General features: G+C 41.7%; 10 protein-coding genes. 8 read left to right on the top strand and 2 right to left on the bottom strand.

The features are described from left to right. Window positions 1–872 precede the first annotated feature (872 nt). The 6 genes from RM347_RS04550 (at window position 873) to bioF (ending at window position 7,332) form a co-directional block, all read left to right on the top strand. Entirely contained in the window at window positions 873–3,437 is a 2,565-nt protein-coding gene (locus tag RM347_RS04550; protein ID WP_322721509.1) for an NACHT domain-containing protein, read from the top strand. Between the two features lie 260 nt (window positions 3,438–3,697). Further along, window positions 3,698–3,862, top strand: a complete 165-nt coding sequence (locus RM347_RS04545; RefSeq protein ID WP_322721508.1) for a hypothetical protein — start codon at window positions 3,698–3,700, stop codon at window positions 3,860–3,862. A gap of 114 nt (window positions 3,863–3,976) precedes the next feature. Next, window positions 3,977–4,141, top strand: coding sequence for a hypothetical protein (locus tag RM347_RS04540; RefSeq protein WP_322721507.1), 165 nt, complete (start codon window positions 3,977–3,979; stop codon window positions 4,139–4,141). A 543-nt stretch (window positions 4,142–4,684) separates the two neighbouring features. Then, window positions 4,685–5,443, top strand: coding sequence for a sucrose-phosphate phosphatase (locus tag RM347_RS04535; protein ID WP_322721506.1), 759 nt, complete (start codon window positions 4,685–4,687; stop codon window positions 5,441–5,443). Next, window positions 5,443–6,075, top strand: coding sequence for a Holliday junction branch migration protein RuvA (ruvA, locus tag RM347_RS04530; RefSeq protein WP_265269913.1), 633 nt, complete (start codon window positions 5,443–5,445; stop codon window positions 6,073–6,075). The genes RM347_RS04535 and ruvA overlap by 1 nt, the downstream gene beginning before the upstream one ends. A 75-nt stretch (window positions 6,076–6,150) precedes the next feature. After that, window positions 6,151–7,332: an 8-amino-7-oxononanoate synthase gene (gene bioF, locus RM347_RS04525; protein ID WP_322721505.1), complete on the top strand. Its 1,182-nt coding sequence runs from the start codon at window positions 6,151–6,153 to the stop codon at window positions 7,330–7,332. Window positions 7,333–7,372: 40 nt separating this feature from the next. Here bioF and RM347_RS04520 read toward each other — a convergent pair whose 3' ends face one another. Next, entirely contained in the window at window positions 7,373–7,852 is a 480-nt protein-coding gene (locus RM347_RS04520; RefSeq protein WP_322721504.1) for a response regulator, read from the bottom strand. Next, window positions 7,849–13,545 carry a protein kinase domain-containing protein gene (locus RM347_RS04515; RefSeq protein WP_322721503.1) on the bottom strand — a complete coding sequence of 1,899 codons (5,697 nt, stop codon included), beginning with the start codon at window positions 13,543–13,545 and terminating at the stop codon, window positions 7,849–7,851. The genes RM347_RS04520 and RM347_RS04515 overlap by 4 nt, the downstream gene beginning before the upstream one ends. A 338-nt stretch (window positions 13,546–13,883) precedes the next feature. On the opposite strand from RM347_RS04515, the gene RM347_RS04510 reads away from it, so the two are divergent. Together RM347_RS04510 and RM347_RS04505 are read left to right on the top strand one after the other, a co-directional pair. Beyond that, window positions 13,884–16,073: a putative bifunctional diguanylate cyclase/phosphodiesterase gene (locus RM347_RS04510; protein WP_322721502.1), complete on the top strand. Its 2,190-nt coding sequence runs from the start codon at window positions 13,884–13,886 to the stop codon at window positions 16,071–16,073. A gap of 565 nt (window positions 16,074–16,638) precedes the next feature. After that, window positions 16,639–21,690 carry a PAS domain S-box protein gene (locus RM347_RS04505; RefSeq protein ID WP_322721501.1) on the top strand — a complete coding sequence of 1,684 codons (5,052 nt, stop codon included), beginning with the start codon at window positions 16,639–16,641 and terminating at the stop codon, window positions 21,688–21,690. Window positions 21,691–21,789 lie beyond the last annotated feature (99 nt).

The following is a 21,789-nucleotide window of genomic DNA, read 5'->3' as shown; positions in this document are numbered from 1 at the left end:
TTCTACCTAAGGTATATCCCCCTACAAGCATAATTTTCTACATCTACAAGCAAAATTTTTGAGGGTGAACACTATCTTTAGGAGTAACAATAGCACCACAACTTTGACGAGCCTCCTAAAACCAGAGCAAAATTCCCCTACAAATATCGATTTTGGCTGGCAATAAGAGAAAATAGTATTAAGTATAGTTGAAGTTACTCAGTATTAATAATTACTTTTTACTGTTCCAATACACTTCAAGTTTGAATTACTTAAAACTTTATATTCCTTAGACTAAAACTTTTAGTATATTAATTACAAGCACCCAGCTTACTCATGCACTGCTAAAAGTTTCTTTATAAAACAAATATAAAATTCAAGCTTTAGATAAAAGAGAACTAGCGCTATGAGTATTTATACTCGAAAATTTATATAATAATGGCTTTAGAAGTCTACAACATTTACCATATATAAGCCGAATGGTAACTTACCAAGCCTCTTATTCTAGCAACTGAACGAATTGGACACTTATAGCTTGTGAATATCGTAAGAGATACTCAAGGTCATATTTTATGCTTAAGCAAAGATTATGAGCAGGTTTGGATAGACGGTAAAGCTATAGGGAACATCCCACTTTTGCAAAATCTAACAATCTTCCGTCATTGCGAGGAACGAAGCAATCGCAATGGCTGGGATTGCTTCGTTCCTCGCAATGACATGTTAAATTTTATTATTTCATCAAAAAATAAAAACTGGGATGCACCCAAGCTATAGTTATCTGATCAATGACTTGTTTTCTGTTACAACTACTATTCACTCAATCTTGATTGTGTATAAATATACTTTGATTTTCTATAATACTCAACAAATTAGGGTAAAGAAAGAGGGCATAAATGACAGCAATCACAATTGATCGAAAAGTATTTGAAAAATTAAAACAAGCTTATATAGAAAAGTTTGGTGGATCTCCAAAGCTTTTGATTACTGAACTGAATCGTGTCTATCAAGATAAAATAAACAATTCAAAAGATGTTATTTCAGACAAAACTATCCGCAACTTTTTCAACAACACTGAACCAATGAAGATGCAAGAGAAGAATCTTAACTTCTTATGCGGGGTATTACTGAAATGCGAAAGTTATCAAGAAGCTTTAAGACAACAAGCTGGCTTAGAAGAAGTAGAGCAGTCAGATTCTGATGTGAATGCAGAGTGGATTGAACGCTATAAGCAATATATAGAAACAAAGTGTGGCACGATGAAAGTGCTTACTATGACTCAACCAGTGCAGCTAAATAGTATTTATGCGAATGTAAATATTTTGGAAACTGTTAAAGCAAAGAAACCAAAAAAAATTGAAGAACTTCTAGCTAATGTATCTGGTAATCTAATAAGTTTTAGCAATCCTAAGCATAGGATTATCGAAAATAATATTAGAGCTTTAGATGCAGTAAATCGTTATAAAAATCTATTAATATGGGGTAGTCCAGGAGCAGGAAAAACTACATTTCTTAAGCACCTAGCTATGCATTTCGCTACAGAAATAGGAAAGCAAACTATCCCAATTTTTATTTCATTAAAGGCATTTGCAGACGAAGAAACTAAACCAAATCTTATTGATGTAATTAAAAGAGAATTTATAACATGCGTTTCTGAGCCTACTCAACTCGTTCAGGAATTCTTGGATCTAGGTCGTTGCTTGATTTTATTAGATGGTTTAGATGAGGTTGCAGAGACCGAAAGTAACCGAATATATCGAAATATTACTACTTTTGTAGAACAGTTTTCAAAAAATAGATTTGTAATAACTTGCCGTTCTGGAGCTTCTGAGTATACATTTGAACAATTCACAGAAGTAGAAATGGCAGATTTCAATGAAAACCAAGTTTTACTTTTTGTGAAAAGATGGTTTGAATACCGCCAAGAATCGAGATTAGGAGACGAATTTTTAGAAAAAATAGAAACAAATAGGTCAATCAAAGAGTTAACTACAAATCCATTGCTACTAACTATGTTGTGCTTGGTGTTTGAAGATAACTATGAATTTCCGAAAAATCAATATTCACTGACTGAAGATGCTGTAAATATACTTTTACGTAAATGGGATGCTAGTAGACGAATAGATCGTGATTCAATTAACAAATTGAATATACCTCTACGAAAAGTAAATTTGTTAAGTAAAATAGCTTATGAGGCTTTTATACAAGAACCTCATAAATATTTTTGGCAACAAAGGGAACTAGAAAAATTAATTAGTAACTATATTGAAAACATTCTAGAAATTGCTCCAGAATCTCTTGCTTTTGATAGTCAAGAAATATTGAAAACATTTGAAGCTAATCATGGATTGCTTGTTAAGCAAGCTAAAGACTTGTATTCCTTTTCACACTTAACCTTTCAAGAGTATTTCGTTGCTAATTACATAGTAGAGAGCCGAAATCCTGAAATTTTAAAAGAAGTTATTAAGCAGCAATTAACAAAGCGTCAATGGCGAGAAATATTTTTAATGATTGCAGGACGGCTCGCAAATGCTGATGATTTTCTCAAACTGATATTTGGCCAGATCAATATTTTAGTAAAAAATAAAGTTTTACAAGATATGTTGACTTGGCTAGATGATGTAACTAACTTACATGCAGTTAAATCGAGTTCATGGAGAGCTTTTTATCTATTTGTTGACCAAGAGTTTGAACTTTATATCAATCGACTTACTAAAAGTAAATCTACTTTGAGCTTGGCTGAAAAACTTGCTTCTATGTTAAAAGAGTTCAATCAAAAACAGAACAAAAAGATTCCCCGTTCTCAATTATCCGATTTTGCATTTAATTTAGTTGACAGCTATGCTAAAGCCTATGGTAAAGCTCAAGCAGAGGAATTTAACCCTCAGAAAGGGAGTCAGTTGCTTAGACAAGAACTTCCCGTAAGTGATGATCTGGTCACTAACTCTCTAATCCAAGGCGGAGTCACTATTGACAAAGACAAGGGTTTAATTACTATAAATAAGCAAAAAGGCGAAATTACCCTTGATAAAGAGCATTTTCCTCTTCAAGCTGGTTCTGGCAATGATTCTAGAATTATAAATAGGATTGATATTGATGAAGAAGACATAATCACTACAGCTAGACAACTGAATTTCGAGGATTTAATCGATGAACTAACTTACTTGCAAGATTGCTTTCCTTCTGATAATGCTCCCAAATGGGAGTGGCAAGAGTGGGCAAATAAGTTGAAAGCATTGATGAGGCTATATTTACACATTGGCTTTGATGATGTAAAACTTTTAAAAGAAGAAATAAAAACTTTGGAAGATTATGTTTATGCCAACATTCTGCTCATAGAATGTATGACGGGAGGTAGCTACTCTTCTAAAGAATTGCGCGATCAACTTCTTGACCACCTGTTATTACCATATAATCGCATTCCATCACAACTTTTCCCTTCTAACCATAGAGATAATTAGAAGCAAAAATAACTACACTTGCTAAGATTATATATTTTCTTAATAATAGTTGGTACTGGTTGGCATTAGACCAGCCTTGAAAGGCTACCTTCATTCTTCGTTGTGAGCGCAAGTTTATAGAATATTTGGATAAAAATAGCTCGTAATTGTATGAAGCAATGATGACATTAACTCTCAAAATCAGTTGGTGTCGATGATTTTAATAACACAATACGCTTGGGTTAAGCCTAAAACCCTTTGTTAAAGTCAATTTTTTTAGCGTGGACGCGTACTCCTACGGAGAAGCAAGCTACGCGGTGCGTCTGGTAGAGAAGCGACTTGCCGCAGGCTACCACAGAGGCGCAGAGAAGCCATTGCATTGCGTTGCAGGAGTTTTTCCCTTTGTAGCAACTGGCGCAACACTGAGAGAAGAAAGAAATGCTTAACTAAACTGTAAGGATATGCTTTTTGCCACTTTTTACCGCCTGTTGCCGAGTATTACCTTTTAGTACTATGATTCATAGGTACTCGACAGCATTTGGAAAAAATGGCTACTCTTTATGGGCAAGCAGATTAAGAAAGTATGTAAGCACGAACCAGGTAAACAGTGGAAAGACGGCTGTTGTACCCCGAATCCATTAGTTGATACTACTTCTGGAAAGTCTAATGAACGGGTTATAGAACCTGCTTTTGAGCAATCTCCTACAGCACAAACACAGGCATAAGGTTTTATAGAGAGGTTTTCAGCTAGTGAGCCTTGAACTTTGTTTAAGATTTTGATTGGAATGCCTAGCGGTGCGGGGCTTGCTGCTAGGCATTGCTAATTCCCTTCCCAAATTTTTCTTTCATCATTTACCTGATAATTTTTTCTCTTCAGAATGATAGAAGAGTAGTAGAAAGGATAAGGCTTTTAGAGCTAAAAAGCTCAAAGTTTGCAACAGTTGCTATCGAGAAAAAGTAAAGATTATTCGGTTGTTTTTGAGTAGAGAGAGTTTAATTCTTTTAGACCTCTAAGAAAATTATTGCACTAGTAAGAATACACAGGAACCAAAATCTGGTAAATTAACTCGGAACGCACGGTCAATATCAGTTTTCGCTGAAGCAATTCCTGTTGAACTTAACTGATTTCTTTAAAAAATGTGAGTAAGGTTGAGAGGACTGATTTTATCTGTGTTGGGAAAACTGCACATATGCACAATATTGCATCCGGCTAAGTTTCAGATTTTCAGACATTTTTACAACTACTAAACTTGAGGTACATCAAAACTATGAAACCATTTCTTTTTGTAACTGACTTGGATGACACCCTCGTTTATCGCACTGTGGGCGATGACAGCGCCTTAGCAGAACTAAATCAACTACTGAGTCAACATCGCCAAGAATACGGCACTAAAATTGTTTATTCTACTGGGCGATCGCCTGTACTTTACAAAGAACTCCAAGCTCAAAAAAATCTTTTGCAACCAGATGCTCTTGTCCTTTCTGTTGGTACAGAAATCTACCTTGATGGTACTGATACTCCAGACTCAGGTTGGTCAGAAATCCTCTCTCCGGGATGGGAACGCGAAACGGTATTATCTATTACAAAAAAATATCCTGAGTTAGTTCGGCAACCAGATTCAGAACAGCGTCCCTTCAAAGTAAGTTTTTTCCTAGAACAAGATGCATCTGTCAGAGTAATACCACAACTTGAAACAGAGTTGCAGAAATATAAATTAAATGTAAAGTTAATCTACAGTAGCGGTATTGACCTTGACATTGTACCCCATAGCAGCGATAAAGGTCAGGCAATGCAGTTTTTGCGCCAAAAGTGGAAATTTGCAGCAGAACAAACAGTTGTCTGTGGTGATTCAGGTAATGATATTGCTTTATTTGCTGTAGGCAACGAACGGGGAATCATTGTGGGGAATGCCCGAAAAGAGTTACTCCAATGGCACGATGAGTATCCCGCTGACCATCGCTACCTGGCAAAAGGTTTTTGTGCAGGTGGAATTATTGAAGGCTTAAATTATTTTGGTCTCTTGTAATGATTAGTTATCTAAAAGGTATAGTCGCTGGTATCCAAACAATTGGCGCTAATCGCGTGATTCTGACTCTAGAAGTGAATGGCTTGGGGTATGATTTGCAAGTTCCCCAACGGCTAGCAAACCAGTTACCAGAGTCGGGAGGAGTGGCGCAAATTTTTACCCATTTCCAAATTCGCGAAGAAGTGCCCTTCCTATATGGCTTTGCTTCGCCAGCCGAACGCGATTTATTTCGCCACTTGCTGACTGTCACAGGTATTGGTGCAGCCTTAGCGATCGCACTCCTGGACACTCTGGAACTACCAGATTTAGTCCAAGCAATTATCGCTGGCAATACACAAATATTAATTCAGGCTCCTGGTGTCGGTAAGAAAATTGCAGAACGCATCTGTTTGGAACTGAAAAGCAAATTGGTCGAGTGGCGCAAATCAGCCGGGTTCTTCGTCGCCACAGGTGGACCAGCACCGGGAATTCTCGAAGAGGTGCAAATGACTCTCTTCGCTTTGGGATATACCGCCCATGAGGTCAGTCACGCCCTCCATGTAGTGAGTGAAGACATCGGACTACCGAAAGACGCCTATGTGGAAGATTGGATTAAACAAGCGATCGCTCATCTCAGTAGCGAACAAGTTTAATTGTCATTTGTCATTGGTCATTGGTCATTAGTTATTAGTCATTTGTTATTCTCCCCCTGCCTCCCTACTCCCCCTATGCCCACAGACCCTTATGCTTGGCTAGAACAGTCCTTAGCAACAATTCATCGGGCAGACTGGTATCGTTCGGTACAAACAATCGACGGTCGTCCGGGTGCAACGGTGGTTTTAGCTGGGCAAGAGGTAATTAATTTTGCCAGTAATGACTATTTGGGATTAGCTGGGGATGAGCGGTTGATAGCAGCCGCAACTGCTGCGATCGCCGAATTTGGTACTGGTAGTACTGGTTCTAGATTACTCAGCGGGCATAGGGAATTGCACAGGGATTTAGAAGAGGCGATCGCATCTACCAAACAAACAGAAGATGCCTTGGTATTTAGTTCAGGGTATCTAGCCAATTTGGGTGCAATTACCGCCCTCGTTGGCAAACGCGATTTAATTTTATCTGACCAGTACAATCATTCCAGTCTGAAAAATGGAGCGATTCTCAGCGGTGCAACAGTTGTAGAATACCCGCACTGTGATGTTGAAGTATTAAAAATTCAGTTGAGTCAACAACGGCAAAATTACCGTCGCTGTTTGATTCTTACTGATACTGTCTTCAGCATGGACGGCGATTTATGTCCGTTGCCCGCACTGTTGGATCTCGCTGATGAACTTAGCTGTATGCTGCTAGTCGATGAAGCTCATGCCACTGGAGTACTAGGAAAAACTGGCGCTGGGTGTGTCGAACATTTTGGATGTACGGGAAAGGCGTTAATTCAAGTTGGCACTTTGAGTAAAGCTTTGGGTAGTTTAGGCGGGTATATTGCAGGAAGTAGTGCCCTAATTGACTTTTTGCGGAACCGCGCCCCCAGTTGGATTTACACTACTGGGCTTTCACCTGCTGATACGGCAGCGGCTTTAGCAGCAATCAAGATAGTGCAACAAGAACCGCAACGCCGTGCCCAATTGTGGCAAAATGTACATTACTTGAAAAATTTGCTGCAACAACAGTTACCTAATCTAAAATTATTGCCTTCGGAATCACCTATATTATGTTTTCAATTGCCCAGTGCGACAGATGCCCTCAAAGCTGGAAAACAGCTAAGAGATGCTGGCATTTTTGCCCCAGCAATTCGCCCTCCCACAGTGCCCACAAGTCGGATCAGAATATCTTTAATGGCAACTCATGAAGCAGTACATATTGAAAAATTGGTAGCAGTGCTGAAGAAGGGCATGGGGGATGGGGAGGTTTGAGGTTCTGAGGTGGATAACGAGTCCCCAATGCCCAATCTTTTTACAAAGCTGGCAATTGGTTAAACAAGACCCAATAAAAACCAAGGTGTTGGACTGCTTGGTTAAATTGTTCAAAATCGACAGGTTTGACGATGTAACTATTCACCCCAAGCTGGTAACTCTCGATCATATCCTGGTCTTCAGCAGAAGAGGTCAGCACTACAACTGGAATCATTTGTGTACGTGAGTCAGACTTGATTTGCCGTAAAACTTCTAATCCACTTACCCTTGGCAATTTCAAATCCAGCAAAATGACTTTAGGTTGATTCGTTATGCTCCGGTGGGCGTAATCTCCCCGACAAAACAGAAAATCGAGGGCTTCAGCTCCATCTTGGAGCAGTTGAATGTGATTGCCGATTCTACCGCGACGCAATGCTCGGATAGTTAATTCTGCATCAGTAGGATTATCTTCAACTAACACAATGGAAATTGCTTGCTCGGAAAATGGGTCAGTGGGTTGAGCAATGGGGTGGTCATTCATGGGTTATGGAGAGTGAAATAAAAGGTCGCGCCTTGATCGATCGCTGCTTCTGCCCAAATGCGCCCGCCGTGGCGTTGAATAATGCGTTGCACGATCGCCAGTCCGATCCCCGTACCTGCAAACTCTTGTTCGGGGTGAAGACGTTGGAATACCCCAAACAGATTATCGGCATACCGCATATCAAATCCTGCCCCATTATCTCGGATGAAGTACACTCCTTCACCATCCATCACCTCATAACCGATTTCAATATAGGCAATGGATTTGTTGCGGGTGTACTTGATCGCATTCGACAATAGGTTGATCCAGACTTGTTTGAACAGCGAAATATCTGCTTGACACATGGGTAAATCGGCGATCGCCAACTCAATTTGACGACCCTTCAAATCCGGGGACAAATCATTCAGCACCAGTTGAATTACCTCATTTGGGAAGACGGGCTGACAGGACATTTGCTTACGATCTAAGCGGGATAGGTTCAACAGATCGTCGATCAACTCACCCATGCGTTTGGCATTCTCACGGACAATTTTCAGGTAACGATTGGCTTCCGAATCGAGTTGCTCGCCATAGTCTTCTTGCATCATTCTAGAAAAACCAGCGATCGCCCGCAGTGGTGCTCGTAAATCATGGGAAACAGAGTAAGAAAAAGCTTCCAACGCTTTGTTAGCAGCTTGCAATTGGGCAGTTCGCTGGATTACCCGTTCTTCCAATTCGGCATTGAGTTGGCGGACTTCTGCCTCTACCGCTTTGATGGTGCTGATATCTCGGATGATGGTAGAAAGATATTCCAGACTGCCATCTGTTGTTTTGTGAGCAATGATCATTTGGGAAACTGGAATTTCTCTGCTATCAGTACCCAATAAAGCGGTTTCACCAACCCAGGTGCCATCTCGAATCGCCACCGGAATGCCCTGGTTTTGAATAATCTCTAGTGCCCACTGGGGATGGTAATTTGGGATGCTCAAGGTGGAGAGGTCTGCATCCACTGACACGCCGAGGAGTTTGCGAAACTGAGCATTATTCCACAGGACATTGCCTTGGGGGGTTGCCATGCCAATATGATCGGTGGATGCTTCCAGGATGGCAATTAAGCGATCGCGGTCTTTCTCTACCCGTTGGCGTTCGGCAATTTCAGCCCGTAAGGATTGATTCAGTTCTGCTTGCTGCTTTAATAGACGGGCATTGTCAATGGAAATAGCTGCCTGAGTAGAAAGTAGACGGAGGATTTCAATTCGCTCTGGGGTAAATGTGCCAGTAGTGAGATTATTTTCTAATAGGACAATTCCAGTCAGTTTTCTCTGGTTCAACAGAGGCGCACAAAGAATCGATTTCGATTGATGCTGAACAATCCAGGGTTCATATTGAAAATTGCCGAATTGAGCAGCATTGTCGAGGACGATGCTTTCTTGGGTGCGAGCCACGTAATTAATCAGGGCAGTTGGCAAGTAAGGAGTGCTGTCTGCTGATATCGATTCCAGGGGAATTGATTGCAAAACGGCTACTTGCTCATTGCCAATTGTCCCCATCGCCTCAATCCGCCATTCGTCTTGTGTTGGCAAAATCAGGTAACCTGTTTGCGCCCCGGCATTCTCAATCAAGATGGTCATCAATTTTGCCAGGAGTTTATCTAACAGAATTTCACTGGCGATTGCCTGGGAGGCTTTCAACACCGTTTCTAGGTCAAGTGCTTCTAACTTACTTGAAGTCGATTGTGTAGTGTCAAGTTGACGTGTTCCAGTTCTTTCTGATCGCAGTTCTAGCAGTTGGGGATACTGCTTCTCCAAATCCTGAACTTTAGCAGTTGCTCCCCAGCGTAGGTAGACGTATCTTGCCTCTTGCATATAGGCTTTGGCGATTGTCATCCGGTGATTTGCCAGATAAAACTTTGCTGCCAGTTCGTTTGCCAGAGCCTCTTCTTGGAGGTATTCGTTCTCCCTGGCTAGTGCAATGGCGCGATCGTAGGCATCCATTGCTTCCAGCACCTGGCCCAACACCCGATGCCGTTCCGCTTCTACCAAGTGCCACTTGTGCAGATAGTTCATCGGCGCGTGGTATGCCCAATTTTGCATTTTTGCCTGATTTTCAGCTACCTGCTCAAGCAACTCTGATTGTGTTGCAGCATCTGTGTCTGAATACACCGCCAATCGGCATAGAGAATTGTAGAACCGAAACATAGCAACCAACGCCGATCCGGCCATGGCTGACAAATACTCTTGGGCGAGGACAGCATTGGCGATCGCCTGATTTACATCACCAAACAGATAACAGAGAAATAATTTATTCAGATAGAAATAAAACAAACCTCCGTGAAAATTGGTTTGTTGCATCTGGGGTAGCCGGGTTGCTTCATCATAAGCAAGACCCGATAAAATGCTAGGTGCAGGAACCTCCTGGATCAGGTTCAAAACAGTTTGCCAACAAATCTCTACGAAATGAATGCCAGCTGAATGCTTGATTTGTTTCACTGCCTGTGCATAACTGGTCAGATGAAGTTGTAGTTCAGCCAGGGGTTGACCTACCACAAATGAATAACCACAGAAATGCATAGCAGCGTAGCCAGCAAATTCTAAATCGCCCTGCTCAATACCAACGTGATAGCAATCTTGGAGTGGCTTGAGACTTTCCTTTACGTGTGTCTTCCAAACATTAATCTGGTCGCTAACCGGGAATAAGGTTCTGGCTTGAATGGGTTTGGCATCTAAGCGCTCCAGCAGACTTAATGCCAGTTGACCAAATTCATACCCTGCATCAATCTCAAATACAACTCCACAGAGAATGATGCCATAGGCGGCATAGGCAAAGGGAGCCAACATCATATTTCCGTACTCAACCAGCAAATCCACCATCTTGAGTACAATCACCAGAAATAGGGGAGGTACTGCCAAATAAGCTGATGCACACATACTTGTCAACAGCTGCATTGCCGCCAGCACCTCTGGCTCAGACATTATTGGCAGGTCAACCAAATCTTCAATGCGTCTGTTTGCTAATTTTGAGGCAGTTTCCGAAAGCGCTTGCTGAACATCCTCAAATGTTGGCTGGATGGGCAGGTGAACTCCTAATTGCTTAAGTAAATGTAAACTAATCTGAATTGCCTCTAGCAATTTACTTTGAGCAACATAAGTCTGAATCTTGACATCATAGACTTTTAAGCTGGCTAGTAGGGTTTTTGCATGGTCAAGTACTTGTTGGAACAGTTGCTCTACTTGCTCGAAATTACCGCTAAGATAGGCTGCTTCTGCCGTTGCGCTATACAGGGCAAGGGTTAGGTCATAGTTAGTTTGCCAGCTATCCGTTGTCAGCAGATCCAAACCAGTTTGCAAATATTGCAAGGCAGCGTCATAAGCGGCTGATGCCTTGGCTTTTTCCCCTGCCATAAAGTTTAACCAAGACAAATTATCCTGCTCGGATTGAGTTTCTATAAGTTTTCTGCCCAGGTTCAGTTGGTTGGTGATATCAAAAATCTTGTATTGTAACTGTTCGGGGGAAGTCATTTGCAATAAACACTGCCCCACTTGCCAATGGGTCTTTCTTTGCTCAACTTCCGGAATCAGAGAATAGGCTGCTTGCTGAATGCGATCATGAGCAAATTTGTATTCTATTGGGGGTCGGCTAGGGAGGGGTACATCCAACTCAACCGATTTGTAGGCATTGCTCATGGGCAGAATCAACCCTTCGGCGATCGCTACTCCCAGAGTCTGCGCGGTTTCTCGCTGGGATAGTTGAGCGGCAAATGCCAACGTTTCCAGATCAAAACAGTTGCCAATGCAGGCAGATAGCTGCAATACTTGCTGTGTTTTTTCATTGAGCTTCTGAATTTTCCCTGCCATCAAATCGACAATATTATCGGTAATCCCTCGATTCTGAATTTGCTCTATTGACCATTGCCATTTCTTTCTTTGGCGATCAAATTTCAGTAACCCTTCAGTGTAAAGAGATTTTAAAAATTCATTGATGAAAAAGGGATTGCCACCAGTTTTTAGTCGTACCAGTTCAGCTAAGGGGAGGGAATCCTGTGGTTGGCAGCGCAGTGTATCGGCGATGACCTGATTGATATCAGGTAGGCTCAATGCTGAGAGGGAAAGTTGGTTCACCACTCCTCCACCTTGGCGAATTTCCTCCACCATCTGGATTAGGGGATGGGTTGCATTCACCTCGTTATCCCGGTATGCCCCAAGCAACAAAAAAGATTGCCCCTCGGTGGCAGTAGTTAGCAGTTGGATCAGCTTCAGCGAGGCATTATCTACCCACTGAAGATCGTCCAAGAAAATTACGAGCGGATGTTCTGACTGGGTAAAAACGTGAATGAAATTTTGGAAGACTTGGTTAAAGCGATTTTGGGCTTCTGTCGGCGGCAGAACAGGCACTTCTGGTTGATTGCCCACAATCAATTCCAATGCTGGAATTACCTGGGTAATCACACGACTATTTGAGGCGAGGGCAGCTAAAAGGTTCTCTCGCCACTGACATAGCTGCACTTCGTCTTCGGTTAATAATTGTTTGATAAATGACCCAAAGGCTTGGGCGATCGCAAAGTAAGGGATATTGCGCTGATACTGGTCAAATTTGCCCGCAATAAAGTAGCCCCGTTCTTGGGTAATGGGCTTATAAATTTCCTGTACCAGTACTGACTTGCCAATACCGGAGTATCCTGCTATCAGCATTAGTTCAACTTGAGCAGAAAACAGCTCGCTACGGGGATGTAGGGAAATGGAGTTTTCCCGATTAACTCTCTTACCTGCGACTCTTGCGAACGCTGCTAATAATGTCTCAACTTCCCTTTCTCTGCCATACAGTTTTTCCGGGATATGAAACTTATCAGAGATATCCTGTTGCGCTAACAAAAAAGGCTCAATTCGTCCTGTGTGTTGTAGTTGGATCAGACACTGTTCTAAATCAGTTTTAATTCCCCACGCACTTTGATACCGCTCTTGTGCTGTTTTAGCTAACAGTTTCAGAACTATTTCTGAAACTATCATAGGAATTTCTGGATCGATAACATGGGGTGGAACAGGTTCCAGAGCCAGGTGGTAATGAATCAACTCCAGGGCATCACTAGATGCAAACGGCAGCTGATGAGTCAACAGTTGATAGAAGGTGACACCTAGAGAGTAAAAATCAGTTCGGTAGTCCAGAGAACGGTTCATTCTGCCTGTTTGCTCTGGAGAGATGTAAGCCAATGTTCCCTCTAATACTGTTGGATTTTTGAGAGTTAATGTCTCCCGCGATCGGACAGTTGAAATCCCAAAGTCAATGATTTTAAGTTGTTGTGTTTCTGGATTGAAAACAATATTGGATGGATTGATATCTTTATGAATGATATTTGCTGTGTGAATTTCACTTATACTCTCAGCGATCTGCACAGCCAACTTCAGAAACTCTATTAAGGAAAAACTTCTTGTAGCTATAATTTTTGTTAAAGATTCCCCCCCGAAATCCTCTAGAACGATCGCAAAAGTACTTTGATATTGCTGCAAGCTGTAAGCTTGTATAACACCTTCTAATGACAAGCTGCGCGTAATTTCGTATTCCAGCTTATAGCGCGTAATTTCCTCTGGGGTAGGGTAGTCTTTCTTCAAAATTTTGAAGATTACAGGCAAATGATCCCGTTCACGAATTCCCCGATAGACCCGTGAGTTAGCGCTTTCATGGATTTTTGTCCAAATTTGATATTCAGGAATTTCTAGCATGGTTCAACCGCCTTCAATTGGTACGCTGAGGGGCAAAGCAGGGTTGACTCACAGACCCGATTATACAATAGTCAAACCTTTGAATTAATGCATTTATTTAGACTGGGGGTATTGTCAAGTTAACTGAGCGGGTATCTTAAAAGATACTATTTCTCCCTTGAGCGCAGAAAAGGGCGAGATTAGCAGCCACTTACTTGATTGAACACCTGTGAACTCGTCGCACCAGCTTGCAAATCGTTGGCGCATCTCTTGACTATATTCGTTAGCTGCTAATCGGTGTTGTTTGGGATAAAGATGTTGGCAGATCAACTCAAAGGTTACCAAGGAGATTATGAGATATGAGTGAACCCTTGAATGTCCTGATGGTTGAGGATTCAGAAACTGATGCCATGTTAGTTATCCATGAACTGCGTCGCGGTGGTTTCAATCCAATCTGGCAACGTGTCCAAACTGCCCAAGAGCTACACACAGCCCTTAATAGCAGTACCTGGGATGCGATCATTTCAGATTACCGATTGCCTGGATTCAATGCTTTTATGGCTCTGGAAATAGCAAAGCAGAGTCAGAAAGATATTCCTTTCATTCTCGTTTCCGGCACAATCGGCGAAGTATCTGCTGTGGAAATGATGAAAGCAGGTGCTCATGATTATGTGATGAAAGATAACTTAAACCGATTACCAGTGGCGGTGCGTCGAGAACTTCGGGATGCACAGGTGCGGGCAGAGCGCAAACAAGCCCAAAATCTGCTACAAACATTAGCGTCTAATATACCGGGAATGATTTACAGCTTTGTGTATCATTTGAATGGTTCTTTTGACTTTGAGTATATCAGCTTAGGCTGTTTAGATCTTCTAGAGTTAACACCAGATGAAGTTTTAGAAAATGCCTCTCTTTGCTTTGCACAAATTCATATTGATGACCGTGCAGGATTTGGTGTGGCTGCTAAACAAAGCGCTCAAACTTTAAGTCCATTCTTTTATGAGTGGCGATTAGCTACACCCTCTGGGAAACTCAAGTGGGTACAGGCAAGTGCTCGTTCAGAGTGTCGAGAAAATGGGGATATTGTTTGGCATGGGGTTTTATTAGATGTAAGCGATCGCAAACAGGCACAAGAACTGATTATTCACAACGCCTTGCACGATCCATTAACAGATTTACCGAATCGGACACTTTTGGTGGAACGGCTAGAACTAGCCATTAACCGAGCCAAACGAGTAGACACCTATCTTTATGCCGTCTTGTTTCTAGACCTAGATCGGTTCAAAGTAATCAATGACAGCTTAGGACATTTAGCTGGAGACCAACTACTCAAAACCATTGCTCAAAAGCTAAAAACTCATTTGCGAGAGGTTGATTTAGTCGCTCGAATCGGTGGTGACGAATTCGTAATTCTGCTGGAAGATATTTCTGGTATTGAAAAAGCTATTCAAATTACTGAGCGGATTATGACAGATTTTCAAACAGCATTGATACTTAATGATTCCGAAGTGGTGATCAGTACGAGCATCGGTATTGTCTTAGGAACAAAGGACTATTCTCACGCCTCTGATTTACTCCGAGATGCCGATATTGCCATGTATAAAGCCAAAGCTCAAGATAGAAATTCGTACAAAATTTTTGATATAGAAATGCACACTCAAGCCGTAAATCGACTAACTCTAGAAACCGATATCCGTAAAGCTCTCGAACGAGAAGAGTTTGTTATATACTACCAGCCGATTGTTGACATACTTGGCGATGCCTATGGCGGACAAAGCCAACGCGTTAGCAGAGAGTCTGGTAGAGAATCGCAGATGCAAGCAGTTCGGCTGATTGGATTTGAGGCATTAGTGCGCTGGCAACACCCAACTCGCGGGTTTATTTTGCCAGGGGAATTTATTCCTATTGCCGAAGAAACGGGGCTAATTGTGCAAATTGATCGCTGGATGTTTTACACAGCTTGTCAACAACTGGCAAACTGGAAAAGCAAGTTTACTAATGACTTACCACTGAAGATAAGCATTAACCTCTCTGCTCAAGATATTCGCCAAGCCAGATTACTTGAAGATATCGACCAAACACTAGCTAAAACGGGTTTAGAAGGCGATTTTCTAGCGATAGAAATTACCGAGAGTATGTTAATTGAAAATATCAGTAAGACAATTGATTTATTAACTCAATTAAAGGCTAGAAAGATTCAAATCACCATTGATGACTTTGGTAGTGGTTATTCATCGCTCAATTATCTCCATCGTTTACCCGCTGATAATTTGAAGATTGATCGCTCCTTTGTAAATCAAATGCAGGAAGGTAACCGTAATTATCAGGTCGTTAGTACTATTATTGCTTTGAGCAATCAACTCGGATTAGTGGTTATAGCAGAAGGTATTGAAACATCACAGCAACTTCAATGGTTACAGCAACTTGGATGCAAATTTGGCCAAGGTTATCTGTTCTCTGAACCTCTAAGCCATGAGACAGCAGAAGCACTTGTTGCAAGTAAAACTGTGTATTTATCCTCTGATGAATACGGCGAACAGATGAGCTAATTAAAAAAGTAGAAAAAACTTTCGGTAAAGCGAAACTAAAAGGAGGCGATCGCGCTGTTACTATATCTAATATTTAAGTAGAAATCCTGGAAACATCAATATTTAACTTATTCATTCAAATTTAAATATCGATTTCTGCCAAATAAATAGTAGTACAACATAATGAGCAATTAACGAAACATTTTACATGGAAAGAAGATAACTAAACAATTAACTCGTAATTTTCATCAATTGGGATTAAAAATATATTATTTTACTAATACATCCAGTATTTTCTGTTTATCTCTATCTTTACCTAGATAGGATTTTATAACTTTTATTATAAATTGGTTCACACCTTTATTTTATATTTATTATTTTCCATTAGCAAAACAGTGTAATTTATCTGCGATTATCAAGGTAAGGTTTTAATTATTATATCAGATAAATAACAAATTAACCTCTGGTAAAAGATGTTTTTGGAACTCAGCAAAAATCTATCTAGAGATAAGTTACTAAAATTTGCAAACTAGCTTAGGGTATGTACAGCCTCTGCAATAAGTATTGCTTGTTCCAAGACATTTTCATGCCCAATATTAATTATTCCCTGTTACTGCGTTATGGCATTACTGTATTAATTATTACAATTGCATTAGTGCTAATGCTGCTACTAGACCCCTGGTTAAGCATGAGTGGAACTCCTTTTTTGCTATTTTTTAGCGCTGTAATGGTGAGTAGTTGGTATGGTGGTTTGAAGTCAGGGCTGGTAGCAACTTTCTTATCTGCGTTACTGAGTGATTACTTCTTTCTCGCTCCATCTTATGAACTGGGTTTTGACTTATCCAATTTTGTGCGAATTGGATTGTTTGCATTACAAGGATTGCTGTTTAGTATCTTATGTGAGGCATTAAAGACTGCTAAAAAACGGGCTGATGAAAATCTACAAAAGCTGAGGGTTAGTGAGGAGCGATTTCGATTAGCGTTAAGTAGTTCAGATATCGTAATTTTTCAGCACGATCGCAATTTACGATATCAGTGGATTCATAATCCTCAAGGTCTAGATACTGCTGAGGAAATTTTAGGTAAGACTGATGATGAATTATTTCCAGCTTTAGTAGCGGAGCAATTGAGGGCAATTAAGCTGAAAGTACTAGAGACTGGTGTTTCAACCCGTGAAGAGGTTTATCTAACAATTTGTGGAGAAGACCGTTACTACGATTTGTTAGTTGAACCGCTAAGGGATGTAGACAATAGCATTCAGGGTATTACCTGTGCAGGTGTAAATATTACTGAGCGCAAGCAGGCAGAACTAGAAAAAGCCAGATTGCACCAGGAACTTCAACAAGCTATTCACCAAAAAGACGAATCTCTAGCTTTACTCAATGCTTGGGTTACTAGTTCACCAGTGGCGCTGGCTTTTCTTGATACTGAACTTCGCTACATTCATGCTAATGAAGCGCTAGCTGCCATTAACGGTGTACCGCAAAGTCAACATATTGGTCGCACCTTTAGGGAAGTACTGCCAGAATGGGCAGCACAAATTGAGCCTGTTTTTGGGCAAGTGATGGAATCTAGGCAGCCCTTGCTAAACCAGGAAGTGAACGGTGAAACTTATCCGCCTGGGGTGTATCGTTATGGTCTTGTCAGCTATTATCCGGTGTGTTTGCCGGATGGGCAGTTGTTGGGAGTGGGCATTAGTTCAATTGATATTACTCAACTGAAACAAACTGAGCAAGCACTGCGGGAAAGCGAAGGGAAGTTTCGCAGCGTAGTTGAGTCAAATATGATTGGTATTGGCTTCTGGGATAGAGACGGTGGGATTACAGACGCTAACGATGCCTTGCTGAATATGGTGGGTTATACCCGTGAAGAATTAGTTTCTGGAAAAATTAACTGGCAAGATTTAACTCCTACAGAGTACGTGCAACTCGATAAGCAAGCACTGACTCAACTTCAAGACAGTTCCTTTTGCACACCATATCAAAAGGAATATGTCCGTAAAGACGGCTCACGCTTCCCGATTTTGGTAGGTGCTAGCCGCTTTGAAGGCACTGTAAATGCAGGAGCTTTTTTTGTTGTTGATATTACAGAGCGCAAGCAGGCTGAAGAAAGACTTCGCTATATCGCCCAAATTAGTAGTTTTCTCTCCACTTCGCTAGATTACGAAGAAATCTTAGAACAAATCGCCAAAATATCAGTTCCCCAGCTAGCTGATTGGTGTAGCGTTGATATTTTAAATGAAGATGGTTCTATTCGCCGCCTACCCATTGCCCATGCAGACCCATCGAAAGCGGAGTTGGCGCGTAAACTTCAGGAGTATGCGACAGATTACAAAGGTGCAAGTGCAATTACTAGAGTACTGCAAACCGGGCAAAGTGAATTAATCTCAGAGATATCTGACTCGTTATTAGTGGCAAGTACTCAGAATCAGGAACACTTAGAACTGGTTCGGCAATTGGGGATGAAGTCTGTGATGATTGTGCCGTTAATCGCACAAGGGCGAGTCCTCGGCACTATTAGCTTTGTCAGCACCCAATCAAACCGTCGCTACGATCGCTCTGACCTAACTTTAGCAATAGAGATTACCCATCGTGCTGCCTTAGCAGTGGAAAATGCCGGACTTTATCGAGATATCCAGCAGGCTTTAGTTCATTATGCCGAATCCCTATCTCTTCTAGATGCGCTGCTAGAAGCTGCTCCCGTTGCCCTATGCTTTTTGGATCGGGAATTGCGATACATCCGAATTAATCAAGTTTTCGCTGACATTAACGGTTTGACCATAGAAGAACATCTAGGACGCATATTTAGTGAAGTGTTGCCAGCGATGGCGGCTGAGTTTGAGCAAGAGTTACAGCACGTGTTGGATACTGGAGAATCTCTGCTGAATGTAGAAATCAGCGGTGAGACAAGGGAGCAACCCGAACGTTACGGCTACTGGCTGGGCAACTATTACCCAGTCAAAAACGCAATGGGTGAAACGATAGGAATTGGGATTATTTTGGCAGATGTGACAGCAGCAAAGCAAACAGAAGTTGCTTTGCGGGAAAGCGAAGAAAGGTTCCGAGCAATGTTCAACCAGGCAGCTGTGGGGATTACTCTGGTAGCGTTGGATGGACAATTTCTGCAAATTAATCCTGCTCTGTGCGAAATTACTGGGTATAGTCATGAAGAGTTAATCCAAATGAACTTTCAGGAAATTACCCACTCTGAAGACTTAGAAATTGATTGGGAAAATGCACGACGAGTTGTAGCAAAAGAAATTAGTGGTTATTCCTTAGAAAAGCGCTACATCCGCAAAGATGGTTCCATTGTTTGGGTAAACCTAACTTCATCAGCAGTTTGGGATGCTAATGGGCAACCAAAGTATGCGTTAGGCATTATTGAAGATATCAGTGAACGCAAACGATTTGAAACAACACAACAGTTTTTAGTCGAAGCCAGCACCTTACTAGCTGCCTCATTAGATTATGAAATCACCTTGGAAAGTGTGGCTAATCTAGCAGTTCCCACCTTAGCTGACTGGTGTATTGTAGATGTTTTCCAGGAAGATTGGTCAAGTAAACAAATTGCGATCGCAATTGCCGATCCCACAAAACTAAATACTTTAGACGAAATCCGACGGCGTTATCGGCCCAAAACCAGAGCCAAACAGCTTGTGCAGCAGCTAAGGCTGGGAATATCTATCTTTTATCCCGAATTATCTGACTCTCATCTTTTACAGATGGCTGAAGACGACGAACATCTGCAATTGCTGCGAAATTTGGGTATTTGTTCTTTAATGGTGATCCCAGTTCGTTCCCGTGGACAATTATTTGGAGCAATCTCTTTTTTTACTGCCGAATCAGGTCGGCACTACCAACAGACAGACTTGGCTTTAGCAGAGGATATTGCTCGTCGGGCGGCGACAGCCATCGACAACGCCAGACTCTACCAAGAAACTCAACAGGCAAAACAGGCAGCTGAACGGTCTGTCAATCGCACGGTACTTTTACAAAGAATAACTGCTGCCCTCTCGGAAGCCCTAACCCCCCAACAGGTGGCTGATGTGGTGGTGAACCAAGGGATTGCCGCCTTGCAAGCCACTGCTGGTTCCGTTGCCTTACTTACTGAGGGAGGTGAAGAACTGAAAATAGTGCAAGCAATTGGCTATCCGCAATCAGTCATAGATGCCTGGACAAATTTTCCCATCACTGCACTTAACCAACTAGCGGAAGCAGTCAGAACTAGGCAGCCGATTTTTATAGAAAATTTAGCAGCCATGATTGCTAGATATCCCAATTTAGCAGATGTTGTGGCTCTGACAGGGAATAATGCCTGGGCTTCCATTCCCTTGATAACAGAAGGCAAAGTAATTGGGGGACTGGGATTAAGCTTTGCCACTGTACAAATATTTAATGAAGAAGACCGGGGATTTATGTTGACACTGGGACAGCAGTGTGCTCAAGCGATCGCTCGCGCTCAACTTTACGAAGCCGAAAAGACTGCGAGGGCACAAGCTGAGACAGCTAACCGGATTAAGGATGAATTCCTCGCTGTTCTTTCTCATGAACTCAGAACTCCCCTGAATCCAATTTTAGGGTGGGCAAAGTTACTCAGAACCCGCAAATTCGACGAAGCCACTAGAATTCGGGCATTGGAAACAATCGAGCGGAATGCCAAATTACAAACCCAACTGATTGGAGATTTACTTGATGTTTCGCGGATTTTACAAGGTAAAGTCAGGTTAAATCTCTATGCAGTGGATTTGAAAGTAGCGATCGCATCTGCACTAGAAACGGTGCGTTTAGCAGCAGAAGCTAAATCAATTCAAATTCAAACGGTGTTAAGTAATGATATCGGCAAAGTTCTCGGTGATGGCGATCGCTTGCAACAAGTGATGTGGAATCTCCTCTCCAATGCTGTTAAATTCACACCCACAGATGGACTTGTAGAAGTGCGTTTAGAGCAAGTTGGGTTAGATGCCCAAATCCAGGTGATTGATACAGGTAAAGGAATCAGCCCGGAATTTTTGCCCTACGTCTTTGATTACTTCCGGCAAGCAGATGCCAAAACAACCAGAGTATTTGGCGGATTGGGATTAGGACTAGCAATTGTGCGCCATCTCGTAGAACTTCATGGTGGTACAGTTCAGGCAGAGAGTCTGGGAGAAGGACAAGGCGCTACCTTTACAGTCAGACTACCTTTGCTCAAAAATTCTGAGTTGCGAATCAGCAGTGGTGAGGCTTCTGAACCAGAACTCAGTAATGACGACACATTACTTGCTGGAGTGCAAATCCTGCTTGTGGACGATCAAGCTGATGTGCGAGAGTTTTTTAGCTTTGCGCTGGAACAATATGGCGCAACTGTAACAGCAGTTGAATCAGCAATTGAAGCGCTGGAAATATTAGCCCAATCAAAGCCAGATATTCTGTTAAGCGATATTGGAATGCCCTTGATGGATGGCTATATGTTGCTGCGTGAGGTGAGAAAATTACCGCCAGAACAAGGCGGACAAATTCCAGCGATCGCTTTGACTGCTTATGCTGGAGAGATTAATTATAACCAAGCAATGGCAGCTGGATTTCAAAAACACCTACCTAAACCCGTCGACTCAGTAGATTTAGCAGCAGCGATCGTTAATCTCATTGAGCATGATTAACCTTGAGCGTACAGCTATTGGTGTCAACTTAACCTTAATATAGACAGTTAAAAACAAGCTCAAGTTAAAAAATATACTTTTACAAGCGGAATATGTATT

Source organism: Nostoc sp. ChiQUE02, assembly GCF_034531305.2.
Taxonomy (GTDB): Bacteria; Cyanobacteriota; Cyanobacteriia; order Cyanobacteriales; family Nostocaceae; genus Nostoc.
This window is presented reverse-complemented; position numbering and strand designations above follow the sequence as displayed.